Source organism: Candidatus Nitrotoga sp. 1052 (assembly GCF_927312905.1).
Taxonomy (GTDB): Bacteria; Pseudomonadota; Gammaproteobacteria; order Burkholderiales; family Gallionellaceae; genus Nitrotoga.
In genome coordinates this window covers 123,256-134,894 of the sequence record NZ_CAKMHQ010000022.1, presented here as the reverse complement: position 1 = coordinate 134,894, position 11,639 = coordinate 123,256, and the positions used below count along the sequence as shown (strand labels likewise).

At 48.6% G+C, this 11,639-nt stretch carries 12 protein-coding genes; 2 read left to right on the top strand and 10 right to left on the bottom strand.

Annotated features, from left to right (window positions below; all coding sequences use genetic code 11):
* Window positions 1-355: 355 nt before the first annotated feature.
* The 6 genes from MJ768_RS04760 to MJ768_RS04735 form a co-directional block, all read right to left on the bottom strand.
* Window positions 356-724: a hypothetical protein gene (locus MJ768_RS04760; RefSeq protein WP_239288447.1), complete on the bottom strand. Its 369-nt coding sequence runs from the start codon at window positions 722-724 to the stop codon at window positions 356-358.
* Window positions 725-1,072: 348 nt separating this feature from the next.
* The gene (locus tag MJ768_RS04755; RefSeq protein WP_239288445.1) at window positions 1,073-1,429 is read right to left on the bottom strand and encodes a hypothetical protein; all 357 of its coding nucleotides are present in this window, start codon (window positions 1,427-1,429) and stop codon (window positions 1,073-1,075) included.
* 99 nt (window positions 1,430-1,528) lie between these two features.
* Window positions 1,529-2,068 (bottom strand): TlpA family protein disulfide reductase, encoded by a 540-nt coding sequence (locus MJ768_RS04750; protein WP_239288443.1) that lies wholly within the window; start codon window positions 2,066-2,068, stop codon window positions 1,529-1,531.
* Window positions 2,065-2,577, bottom strand: a complete 513-nt coding sequence (locus MJ768_RS04745) for a cbb3-type cytochrome c oxidase subunit I (RefSeq protein WP_239288441.1) — start codon at window positions 2,575-2,577, stop codon at window positions 2,065-2,067. Before MJ768_RS04745 ends, MJ768_RS04750 begins: the two co-directional genes overlap by 4 nt.
* Window positions 2,558-3,154 carry a c-type cytochrome gene (locus MJ768_RS04740; protein ID WP_239288439.1) on the bottom strand — a complete coding sequence of 199 codons (597 nt, stop codon included), beginning with the start codon at window positions 3,152-3,154 and terminating at the stop codon, window positions 2,558-2,560. The genes MJ768_RS04745 and MJ768_RS04740 overlap by 20 nt, the downstream gene beginning before the upstream one ends.
* 114 nt (window positions 3,155-3,268) lie before the next feature.
* Complete coding sequence (locus MJ768_RS04735) at window positions 3,269-4,048, bottom strand: c-type cytochrome (RefSeq protein WP_239288437.1); 780 nt, start codon at window positions 4,046-4,048, stop codon at window positions 3,269-3,271.
* Window positions 4,049-4,607: 559 nt separating this feature from the next.
* Here MJ768_RS04735 and MJ768_RS04730 point away from each other — a divergent pair.
* Window positions 4,608-5,957 (top strand): adenylate/guanylate cyclase domain-containing protein, encoded by a 1,350-nt coding sequence (locus MJ768_RS04730; RefSeq protein WP_239288435.1) that lies wholly within the window; start codon window positions 4,608-4,610, stop codon window positions 5,955-5,957.
* 126 nt (window positions 5,958-6,083) lie between these two features.
* On the opposite strand, the gene aroC is transcribed toward MJ768_RS04730, so the two are convergent.
* On the bottom strand, window positions 6,084-7,184 hold the full coding sequence (gene aroC / locus MJ768_RS04725; protein ID WP_239288433.1) for a chorismate synthase: 1,101 nt from the start codon (window positions 7,182-7,184) through the stop codon (window positions 6,084-6,086).
* A gap of 162 nt (window positions 7,185-7,346) precedes the next feature.
* Between aroC and MJ768_RS04720 the strand changes: the two genes are divergently transcribed.
* A complete protein-coding gene (locus tag MJ768_RS04720) occupies window positions 7,347-8,348 on the top strand; it encodes a zinc-dependent alcohol dehydrogenase family protein (protein WP_239288429.1) in 1,002 nt (333 codons plus the stop codon).
* Window positions 8,349-8,357: 9 nt separating this feature from the next.
* Here MJ768_RS04720 and ubiD read toward each other — a convergent pair whose 3' ends face one another.
* From ubiD to MJ768_RS04705, 3 genes are read right to left on the bottom strand one after another with little or no spacing between them, the layout of a single operon-like run.
* Complete coding sequence (gene ubiD / locus MJ768_RS04715) at window positions 8,358-9,821, bottom strand: 4-hydroxy-3-polyprenylbenzoate decarboxylase (protein WP_239288428.1); 1,464 nt, start codon at window positions 9,819-9,821, stop codon at window positions 8,358-8,360.
* Window positions 9,818-10,690, bottom strand: coding sequence for a lysophospholipid acyltransferase family protein (locus MJ768_RS04710; RefSeq protein WP_239288427.1), 873 nt, complete (start codon window positions 10,688-10,690; stop codon window positions 9,818-9,820). Before MJ768_RS04710 ends, ubiD begins: the two co-directional genes overlap by 4 nt.
* A complete protein-coding gene (locus MJ768_RS04705; RefSeq protein WP_239288425.1) occupies window positions 10,687-11,571 on the bottom strand; it encodes a lysophospholipid acyltransferase family protein in 885 nt (294 codons plus the stop codon). Before MJ768_RS04705 ends, MJ768_RS04710 begins: the two co-directional genes overlap by 4 nt.
* Between the last annotated feature and the right edge of the window lie 68 nt (window positions 11,572-11,639).

Here is an 11,639-nt window from a genome sequence, read left to right as displayed (position 1 = left end):
GGGCGCATCAATTTAATCAATGAGTTACAAGAGAAGTCCGACAGGCTCCTAGGCGAAAGTGAACGGTTAGCCTGATTTATTCGGCTCATTCCGCAATTGGCGAGAAATTTACTTTAAATATATGATTAAACTTATACAAGAAATTATAATTTATTTGGTGGTAGCTCTCAGCTCTTTGTTCATCATGAGCTATGCTGTGCACATGCTAGTTGGTGGCTTGGTTAGCAAGGAAACTGAATATTTACTGATTATAGCCACTTGCCTCATTGGTGTAGTGGCTATAGGATTCATGGTTTGGGATGTAACACAACGCCGCAAGGGCATTAAATAGCGGCCTCACGTACCGCTTAAAACACTAGGACTCTACAAGTAGAGCACCGGTGAAAATGACCAAGGCACGAACCAGCAGCACAGCCCGACCTTGAGCACGGTGATCGATGCGCACGCTGTTATCACAACGCAGCAAACGCAGAGCAGTTTTAACTTGCATTACATATAACGCATACATCATCACAAGCATCATGAAATGTATCCATACTAAAAATGAGGTCAATTCGCTCTCCACAATCAAACGCCGATACCAATCCTTATAAAGGTAGAGATAAATCGGCATCCCCAAATCAAACAATATTACGGAAATCATTACCAGCACATGAAACGTGCGTTGCTTAGCATATCGAAACGCAGCTAACATTAAAGCATAGGTCGCCAGTGCAGCCCACACTGTACCTGCTGTTAGCATATAATGTTTTGTTTACGCACCTTATTTTTATTCTCCATAAGTTCTTCTAGACCACTTTAACTGCAAGATATTCCGTAACCATTTATTAACGCTTTGGTCTAATTTGTATTTGTATATCAGATGGATGCGATGAAATTTAAGCTTCAACTCATTAACTCATTGAAACAATTTCGCATAATTTTAAACAATGGCAAACATTTCTTAATTTATGATGATCTATGCCGTGCACAAGCATGTGCACTTGTTTATCTGATGCCTTAAAGATTTAATAGAAATTTATAAGCTGTTAAATCCACTTTTATACTTAAGTGAATTTTTATAAATAGATGTCTAGCTAGTTTTAAGCATTTCCTGAATTGCTTGGTAATCTTTTATGCTGGAAAACTGTCCTTTATGAAATACAAATTGCAAGCGCTGGTCTAATTTATCCAGCCCTGCCAGACCGAACGAACGGCCTGAATAGTCCGCGTAAATTCGCAAATCCTTCACCAACTCCACGTGCTCTCCATTGCGCATAATAATTCGAGTTACCTGCTTACCTATTTCGATTGCGATAGGCGCGGTAGGCAATAACATTAACCGGGTTTTCAATATGCGGTTGGCACCAGCGATAAAAAAGAAACTGGCCAAAAACGAAAACAAATATGCCAAACTGGCATTTCCGCCATACCAAAATTTGACTACCATTGACAGTAACGCCACTACTGTAGGAACATATAATAGTAAATCCCACATCATGCCTTTGCGGTCTTGCACTAAACTGAAACGCGTAACACCCATATTAGATCAACCCGCGCGACTTTCTGTTCCTGCCTTCAGAATTTTCGTAATTCCCGCTTCCATTTCGCCATGCAACATGCGTCCTGGTTGAACGCCGCTAACGATGCCTTTATCATTTATAAAGAAAGTCCAGGGATCACCCATCACACGATATGCCTTGAATGCTTGCGGATTTTGGTATTGATCCATATGCAAAAAAAGCACCTGAGTTTGATATTTTTCCATTAACGCTTTCATTATTTGCAACTGGCCATCGCACACAGTGCAATGGCCAGGTGTGGCAAACTCCAAGACGATAGGCTTGCCGAGCGCCAGCGCTTTATCTAATGAGTATTGATACATGCGTGCATCAGGCTGACGATATGTCGTCATTTTGCTCATGTCTCCACCGACATCTGCCAGTGTTTTGGTGGGCAAACTAGGCGCAATCATGCCCTTCTGCAACATTCCCATTGAAGCGCCGCCCATGCTCCATGCGGAAAACTGTTCGCCGCAGCCACAAACAAGGCAGGAGGCAATGAGCAACCATAATATTTTTATATTCACCTGGGCCGGTTCCATCCATTACAAGTGCGGTATATGTTATATCCCCAGATAATGTTAGCCAGTAAGACCACGCTACCGAAAATTCCGGCAAGTGACATAAATCGTGATGCCGCCGACTCTCCATCGTCATCAATAAATATACCAATCAACCCCGCAGCGCTAAAAAAAACCACGACCCCCAGCAGACCAAGATTATGCATCCAGAAGTGAACTTTGACCAAACGCAGGCTATAGATGGAGCGACGCACCAATCGCGGTATAAGGTAATATACCGCGCCAAAAATAGCCATTTCCACCCATCCCAGCAAATTAATATGCGTATGCCCTAAAACGATCCTATGGCCGGGTATCCCGCTATTAACAAAATGCCTAAAGGTAGGAACCCCGCCCATCAACGCCCCCCAAGAAAAACCAATTATGCTGTAAATGATGCATGCATAGATAAACCACAATGTATATTTGGTGTATTCTTTATCCTGAGTCCAAGGTTCATTTAGTTCCTGCATCATGCTGATTCTCTTTCGCTTTTAATTTCACTTCTTCACGTACATCCTTATACTCCGATTTCCAGCTATCTGGCGCCCACATCCTGACCATCCCATCAATAAATTTAGATTCTCCACCCACAGGGGGGAGACGCGACGCATTAGACCCTGGGTTGGCTCGCAACTCAGAAAGAAACTGAGCAATCGCCTGCAAATCCGCTTGTGGCAATTTCGCTACAAAAGCAGCTCCTTTAGAAGGGCCGTGATCCATTGTCGTTCCAGGGTAAGATGCTTCTGGATCTGTTAAAAATTTGTTTAGGTATTCCAGTGTACGTTTGGAACCGATACCGTCGAGAACGAGCCCCATATTTGTACCGTTGCGCATTGCGCGGTGACAGACGGTGCATCCCGCTGTACGAAATAATTCTGACCCGCGCAAGCCTTCTGTGGAAAAGTCATACTGAAGTACTGGGTACATCGGCTTATCCAAGCGTGACCTGACAACTTCTAGCACCAACCAACTGACAAAAGCCATAATGCCAATCAGCGCAAAACCCCCAAATAGCAATTTTTCTCCAAGCTTCATATTGCTAATTGCCATGCTGAATCACCCTCGATCACTTAATATTCTTTTCCAATAGATAAAATCCCCGCGTCCGAAACAACTCGACGCGGGGATTTTACAAACAAAATCTAATTCAATAACCAAAGACTCCTATCGAACTAAAATTTCCTTCAAAACGGTTTGATTATCAATAAGAAGGCCGTCCCGTACATTCACTGGCGGAGCAGAAGTCAAATATGCAGCAACATTATAAATGTCGTCATCTGTAAGCGTTTTCGCCACCGCTTGCATCATTGGAACTCCTCCAACTACCGGATCATTATTCCTTGTGCCATCACGCCAACTTTTCAATTGATTAACCAAATATACATACTTTTGATTGCCAATTGCCGGAAACATTGGATCCGAACCGCGCCCATTAAACCCATGGCAAGAATAACAAGAGGCCACCTTACCCTGCACCCCACTATGAACCAGAAGTTTCCCCAAATGCGGCTGACCAACCTGCTGCCCCTCTGCTTTAAGAGCTTTCAAATCAGACGGCTCATACTTTCTGGGTAAACTATCTACAAAAGCAGCCACATCACGGCGGTCTTGCTCGCTCAATGCCTTGGCAAATCCGTTCATTACCGCGCCCAGGCCAGAGGGAACACGCTTGTCCGCAGCAAAATTAGTGAGTTGTTTAACGATATAAACATAACCAATATTGGCTAGTCGGGGTGCGCCCATGGCATCATTACCCAATGCATTGTCTCCATGACAGGACAGGCAAGCAGGAACATCCCCTTTTCCTTGGGTAAAGATGATCTTGCCGTTAGCGGGATTCGCACTAACTTTTCCAGCTTCCGCAGAAGCGGCCGTTCCTGATACCAGTACAGTTATAGCTATTGTTGTAAGCCATGACGACAACTTGGATGTAGATTTGCGCATTTCCCCCCCTTATTTCTTGAAATTCTTCAATTTAATCTTCCCCTAACAACTTTATAAGTTGCTGGTTTTACAACCGCCGTGAAAGACATACCATGTTTTGGAAGGCATCCAAAAACAATATTTCCGCTACTCGCAGTATTATTCAGCTTCGTTTTTAAGAATTCTTTTTAAATAAGATTGCGGCCATACCAAAAATGAATCCAAAAATACATAAGTACATCACAAGAACTTGGCCGGTAGTCACATTTTCAAACATAACTTCTCCTCCTTTCCAATACTGCTTGGTTAATAAAACTTATTATGCTTACGGTCTTTCTAGACTTCTGAATTTTATCACTGCCAATTTATATTACGCAAGTTTTTTTGGCTGGACGAAGAATCAAATAAACTCCAGCTTCTTGAAATCTAATTCAAACATCCCCTTATGCTATTAACATCACGCACGCTCGCATTCAAAAATTGGCAAATTCAACTCTGAAGTGCAACTTTTACAAGTACCTTTTGATACGTCAGGACCAAGCCAAGCCAGCGCAAGCTGGCCATTTTGTTTGTGCAAGGCATGGAAATCCTGAACGTCGCGGCGCATAATCCGCTGAGCATCATGATCGGGGGGCAAGCGATGTTCGATAATTTTCTAAAACTGATTCCGGCACAAATTTCGACGGCTTGGCTGGCGCCGGTATTTGCGATTGCCTTGGCGTGCTGGAAATTCTTTCGGGAGCAGAAGCGGTTGGAAGAAACCGTGGAAGTCGAAAAAACAAAGGTGGCCAAACTGGAAGCGGCGCTGGAACAGCAGAAACGCTCAAACGAGTTATTGCATCAAGGTTTGCTGGAAATGCAGCAGCACAAGGAACAGCTTGACACGTTGCTGGCTGATGCGCGCAGCCAGATTCGCGCTGTGGCCGATTCCATTATTATTCGTAATCCCTATTCTGATCAAGCACTGGTGTTTCTGATTGCCCATGGCCCAGCTGCTCAGAGCGTGGTAAAAATGCAAATTGATTTGCATGGCAGCCAAGCTGGGGAAGTATACCTGTCACGCAAGACTTCAATTTACTCGCCTTCGATGATGAATAAGGCGCATGAAAAACGTCTGGACACCAAATCCGGTTTTCAATCGAATAATATTCTTACTAAACCTTTGTTGAAATTTGGCAGCGAGCTGGTTGGTGTGGTGCAGTTTCTCAATGAGGATCGCAACACGCCATTTACGGTAGAGGATGAGAAAAAAATCGAACCGATCTGCGTCAAGTTGGCATTGGCGGTGTCAAACATCATTGCTGATCCGACCAACCTGGTGCATTTGGGCGTCGTGCTTGATCCGCACATCAATCAAGCCACGATTCTGTTTACCGATATTACCAATTCCGATTTGCTGTTTCAACAACTGGCAGTGGCGGATGCGACCGCGTTGGTGGATGAATATCTGGAGCGTTTGGGTGCAATTGGTGTACAGCACGGTGCGCGCATCGATAAATATCTGGGCGATGGCATGATGCTGAGCTTTGAAACAACAGGTGCTGAAAACGCCCCGAAAGCGCTGCGAGCGGCGCTCGAAATGCAGCGCGAGTTTTCTGAGATTAAACAGGAATGGCAACGCTTGAATTATGCGCTGGATTTGCTGGATCACCGGATAGGCATTGCGAGCGGATCGGTTTACGGACGCCGCATGGGTTACAGTGGTACCAGTGTCTTTACGATCATGGGTGCGCCCGTCAATTTGGCTGCGCATCTGTGTGACCAGGCGCGTACTGCAAGCGAGCGCATCCTGATCAGTGAAGATACCGAACAAAAATTACGTCACGCCATGCCATCCGGCTGGTATTTGGAACGCTTTGCGTTACCGCGCTATGCAGCGTATCAAGTCAGCCAACAACGCAGTTCGGCAAATAGTAAAAGTAGTGCATGATCTTGAATTCTTCTATCAGATGTCGTGGGTAGGAACCACTGTTGCTTAAATTACGAGTCTTGCATACGGTACCCGGACGCAACTTATTGGAAAGAGCATCATCAAATTTTTATGGAATTTCGAATGCTAATCGATCTTGCCCGGGACTTTCGGCGTGGTGCATACCACGTCTGCGTTCTGAGCTCGGTGGCGCAGAGCATGGTCGATCAGTACCAAGGCCAGCATGGCTTCGGCAATGGGCGTAGCGCGAATACCTACGCACGGGTCATGGCGACCATGGGTTTCCACTAGCGTTGGTTCACCCGCTTTATTGATGGAGCGGCGCGGAAGGCGGATGCTGGAAGTGGGTTTTATGGCGATATGCGCCACAATATCCTGCCCAGTGGAAATGCCTCCCAGTATTCCGCCAGCGTGGTTGGATAAAAAACCTTGCGGAGTGATTTCGTCGCCATGCTCACTGCCTTTCTGCGTAACTGAAGCGAAGCCGGCACCAATTTCTACTCCTTTTACAGCATTAATGCTCATCATGGCGTAGCCAATATCAGCATCGAGACGGTCATATACCGGCTCTCCCCAGCCCACAGGCATATGTTCGGCCACGACAGTGAGCTTTGCACCGATGGAATCGCCGGATTTACGCAACGCATCCATGTACGCTTCCAGTTGCTCAACATAACTGTCATCGGCGACAAAGAAGGGATTGCAGTTGACTTCATCCCAACTCTTGAATGGCACCACCACTTCACCCAATTGCGATAAATAGCCACGTATCACAACACCATAACGCTCGTTCAGCCATTTTTTCGCAATCGCTCCAGCTGCTACGCGCACGGCGGTCTCGCGTGCAGACGCCCGCCCGCCGCCGCGATGGTCGCGGATGCCGTATTTCTGCCAATAAGTGTAATCGGCATGGCCGGGACGAAAGCTTTCGGCGATGTTTCCATAGTCTTTGCTACGTTGGTCTTCATTGCGGATCAACAACGCAATCGGCGTACCAGTGGTCTTGCCTTCAAAGATGCCGGATAAAATTTCTACCGTGTCTGTCTCTCGCCGTTGGGTGACATGGCGCGAAGTGCCGGGCTTACGGCGATCCAGTTCGTGTTGAATGTCTGCTGTGCTCAACGCCATCCCAGGCGGACAACCATCCACCACGCAACCGATTGCAGCACCGTGCGATTCGCCGAAAGATGTAACGCAGAATAAAGTACCAAATGTATTTCCCGACATGGCTAAACTCGCTAAATTTATGCAGCAAGTTTAACATATCACACCTCTTTCAAGTCGCTCCAACTAGGCGGTTGATGTGCAATGAGCTTTTTTGAGAGACTTTCGGGCAATTTGCGGCCTCGGCTCAATTATCCCGCCAACCATCCATTCCTGGCTATGTAAATGAAAGCAATTTTAATGACCGCAGCTGGCAGCCCCGATGTGCTGCAGCTGCGTGAAATTCCCCTTCCCGAACTACCCTCAGAACACCATGTACGGGTCAAGCTGGCCGCCGCGGGCATCAATCCGCTGGATACCAAGCTGCGCGCCAAGCCAGCCTATTACCCCGACAAACTTCCCACCATCCTGGGCTGTGATGGTGCAGGTATCATAGATGCCATCGGCACGGCCGTGACACGTTTTACAGTCGGTGATGCGGTCTATTTCTGCAACGGTGGCGTCGGCGACGAGCCCGGCTGCTATGCCGAATATACCAACGTGCATGAAGACTACTGCGCTTTCAAGCCAGCCAACCTCAGCCTGCAAGAAAGCGCTGCGCTGCCACTGGTACTGATCACCGTGTGGGAAGCGCTAATCGAACGCGCTAATCTGCAAGCCAAACAAACTATCCTCATCCATGCCGCGGCGGGGGGTGTCGGCCATATCGCCGTGCAACTAGCCCACCATCTGGGCGCGCACGTCGCCGTAACAGTAAGCGATGACAAGAAAGCCGGGCTAGTGCAGGGTCTCGGTGCTGAAAAAATCATTAACTACCGCGAGCAGGATTTTGTGCGGGAAGCGCTTGTCTGGACCGCTGATAAGGGTGTAGACGTGGTGTTTGACACTGTAGGTGGCGAGGTCTTTCTGCGCTCGTTAAATGCGGCGCGCATTGGCGGCAAAGTGGTCAGCTTGCTGTCCACCCCGCTGTCATTGGCTGACACTCAACTGGCGCGACTGCGCAATCTGTCGCTGTGTTACGAACTGATGCTCACGCCGCAAGTGATGCATATGCATGACGAGCGTATACGCCAGCGCAAAATACTGGAACAGGGCGCTCAGCTAATTGAAACAGGTAAGCTCGGCGTGCTGGTGAATAGGATGCTGCCGTTGAAAGATGCAGCCCAAGCGCACCGTCTAATTGAACAAGGCGGCGTTACCGGCAAGTTCGTGCTGGTGATGGATTAACGCGGGCAACTACAAGCCAAGCTCCCCCCACATTGCATCTACACGGCGTTTGGTCACGTCGTCCATCGCAATTGGCGTGCCCCACTCGCGTTGCGTTTCCCCCGGCCATTTGTTGGTCGCATCCAGTCCCATTTTGCTGCCCAGGCCGGACACCGGGCTGGCGAAGTCCAGATAATCAATGGGCGTGTTGTCCACCAGCAGTGTGTCGCGTGTGGGATCGACGCGTGTGGTGATCGCCCAGATGACTTCCTGCCATTTACGGATATCGATGTCGTCATCTACCACGATGATGAACTTGGTGTACATGAATTGGCGCAGATAGGACCAGATGCCGAACATCACGCGTTTGGCATGTCCCGGGTACTGTTTCTTCATGGATACAATTGCCAAACGATAAGAACAGCCTTCCGGCGGCAAGTAGAAATCCGAAATCTCGGGAAATTGCTTCTGTAGAAGTGGCACGAACACTTCGTTCAATGCCACGCCCAAAATGGCCGGCTCATCGGGCGGTTTGCCGGTATAGGTGGAGTGATAAATGGGATTTTGACGCATGGTGATGCGCTCAATGGTGAAAACCGGGAATTTTTCCTGTTCATTGTAATAACCGGTATGGTCACCAAACGGGCCTTCCAACGCGATTTCATTTGGGTGAATCATTCCCTCCAGCACGATCTCGGCGCTGGCAGGCACTTGCAAATTGCTACCAATACATTTAACCAGTTCGGTTTTCGATCCTCGCAACAAGCCGGCAAATTGATATTCAGACAGGCTGTCCGGCACCGGCGTGACCGCGCCCAAAATGGTAGCCGGGTCAGCACCGATCACCACTGCCAGTGGGAACGGCTGGCCCGGATAAGCTTTGCACCACTCCTGATAATCCAGCGCTCCTCCGCGATGCGCCAGCCAGCGCATAATGACTTTGTTGGGCGCGATCACCTGCTGGCGGTAAATGCCCAGATTTTGGCGCGGCTTGTTGGGGCCACGCGTAACCACCAGCCCCCAACTAATCAGTGGTGCCACATCTCCTGGCCAGCAAGTTTGTATGGGCAGTCTGCTCAAGTCTACTTCGCTGCCTTCCCATACGACTTCCTGACAGGCAGCGCTCGAAACTACCTTGGGCGCCATATTCAACACCTGCTTCAATACCGGCCATTTATCCCAGGCATCCCTTAAACCTTTGGGCGGCTCGGGTTCCTTCAGGAAAGCCAGCAATTTGCCCACTTCGCGTAATGCCGTTACGTTTTCCTCGCCCATGCCCAGCGCCACGCGGTGCGGCGTGCCAAACAAGTTCGCCAAAACCGGCATATTGTGTTCTGCAGGATTTTCAAACAGCACGGCAGGGCCTTGTGCATGCAACACGCGATCGCAGATTTCCGTCATCTCCAAATAGGGAGAAACTGACGTAATCACGCGCTTGAGCTCACCCAGTTTTTCTAGTTGCGCGATAAAATCGCGCAGGTCACGATATTTCATTTGTAAAAACTTTCTTCGCCCTCGGGTCGAGTTTTAAATCGTCTGTGCAGCCAGAAATATTGTTCCGGCATTTCCCGCACCCGCTGTTCGATGAATTCGTTGATGCGGCGGGTGTCAGCTATCAAATCATGGGTAGGATAGTTTTCCCACGCTGGATAGAAGCGTACCTCATACCCCTTGTATTCCGGCAATACACGCGTGATACACGGTACCACCTTTGCGTTAGTCATTGTTACCAGGCGAGGTAAAGTCGCCAACGTAGCTGCGGGTATGCCAAAGAATGGAACGAACACACCATCCTTGGTGGTCCAATCTTGATCCGTAAAATAATAAAATGGCCGACATTCGCGTAATGATTTTATTACCGGGCGCATCCCCGCTTGTCGCGAATATAAAAATTGCTTGCCGAAACGCGCGCGTTTCTGCAACACCAAGTTTTGCATGTAAGTATTCTTTTGTTTGGAGTACACGCTAACCCCATCCGTATGCTGGGTAATCCAGGATCCACCGACATCCAGAGCGACAAAATGTGCCGTAAGCAAAATTAGTGGATTACCAAGTGCGTTTTGAAAATGCTCTACTCCTTCAACCCTTATCAACTTCTGGATGCGCTCGCGGCTGGACCACCATAAAATCCCCCGTTCAACAATGCTGCGAGCGAAGGCGATAAAATTTTGTCGCACTAGCTGCGACCGCTGTGCTTCGTTCAATTCGGGGAAACATAAACGCAAATTGATGCTTGCCACGCGACGACGCCTGGCTGAAAACAGATAAAGCAGCGTTCCCAGGACATTACCAATCCACGCTTGCAGTCGGTATGGAAGGAAATGCAGCAGCCACAGCAGAAAAATTCCAAAACGCACCATCATATTGGGTGTACTTCTTGCTTCGTAGCGGGCTTAATGCCTGCTGGAATCTTGTAACGATTGTAACTCCACAGATATTGCGCAGGATTTATGAGCACCAATTTTTCAAGCGCCGCATTGATCTGCCTGCTTATGGGCAAATCAACAACGAATTCAAGCGGCGTGAAGCGTAGGATATATCCCGACCCATGCGTCAATCGTTCGACGGATGTCATCACTACCGATGCGCCGCTGGATTTCACCAAGCGCCCAATCAGCGTCATGGTGTAAGCTGGCCGCCCGAAGAAATCTGCCCATTCCCCCTCTCCATTGCCGGGCACCTGATCTGGCAAAAGCCCTATTGCTTCAGCCCGCTTGAGTGCTTTATACAACTGGCGCACCCCGCTCACATCGGTACGCGCTAGCCGCACTTGGGCTCGCTCGCGACCGCTGCGCATTACACGTTCTAGCCACATTAACTTAGGTGGGCGATAAAGCACGGTGAGTGGCATGTGTTCAGCGACATATAAGGCTGACACATCGAAACATCCCAAGTGCGGCGTTAAAAAAATTACCCCCTTGCCACGCGCACGTGCCGCCTCGATATGCTCCCAGCCATAGCATGCTTTGACGCTAGCGGTCACCTCTGCTAGAGGCCGACACCAAACCCACAGCAACTCGGCCGCCCCCTTGCCTGCTTCAACTATGCTGGCGTTTAATACCCTGCGAAAATCCGCTTCGGGACGCCCTTTCAATGCATTGCTGAGATTTTCGCGCATCCGTTCGGCATACTTACCGGACAGACTATAAGTCAATTTGCCCAGTACGGCGCCAAGACGGTGTAACACACTCAACGGCAAGCGCGCTGCCAAATTGAACAACCAGTCTACAAGGGAGGATATCATGGAGGTAATTACAACCGAGTTATTGCTATAATGAATTACTTTCTCAACCAACCCTATCGCGGAGCGCC

Bases quoted from the DNA above. Each gene is read 5' to 3' on its own strand.
- MJ768_RS04755 (WP_239288445.1), bottom strand. From the start codon at position 1,429: ATGGTAGTCAAATTTTGGTATGGCGGAAATGCCAGTTTGGCATATTTG.
- MJ768_RS04745 (WP_239288441.1), bottom strand. From the start codon at position 2,577: ATGATGCAGGAACTAAATGAACCTTGGACTCAGGATAAAGAATACACC.
- MJ768_RS04740 (WP_239288439.1), bottom strand. From the start codon at position 3,154: ATGGCAATTAGCAATATGAAGCTTGGAGAAAAATTGCTATTTGGGGGT.
- MJ768_RS04735 (WP_239288437.1), bottom strand. From the start codon at position 4,048: ATGCGCAAATCTACATCCAAGTTGTCGTCATGGCTTACAACAATAGCT.
- MJ768_RS04730 (WP_239288435.1), top strand. From the start codon at position 4,608: ATGGAAATCCTGAACGTCGCGGCGCATAATCCGCTGAGCATCATGATC.
- aroC (WP_239288433.1), bottom strand. From the start codon at position 7,184: ATGTCGGGAAATACATTTGGTACTTTATTCTGCGTTACATCTTTCGGC.
- MJ768_RS04720 (WP_239288429.1), top strand. From the start codon at position 7,347: ATGAAAGCAATTTTAATGACCGCAGCTGGCAGCCCCGATGTGCTGCAG.
- ubiD (WP_239288428.1), bottom strand. From the start codon at position 9,821: ATGAAATATCGTGACCTGCGCGATTTTATCGCGCAACTAGAAAAACTG.
- MJ768_RS04710 (WP_239288427.1), bottom strand. From the start codon at position 10,690: ATGATGGTGCGTTTTGGAATTTTTCTGCTGTGGCTGCTGCATTTCCTT.
- MJ768_RS04705 (WP_239288425.1), bottom strand. From the start codon at position 11,571: ATGATATCCTCCCTTGTAGACTGGTTGTTCAATTTGGCAGCGCGCTTG.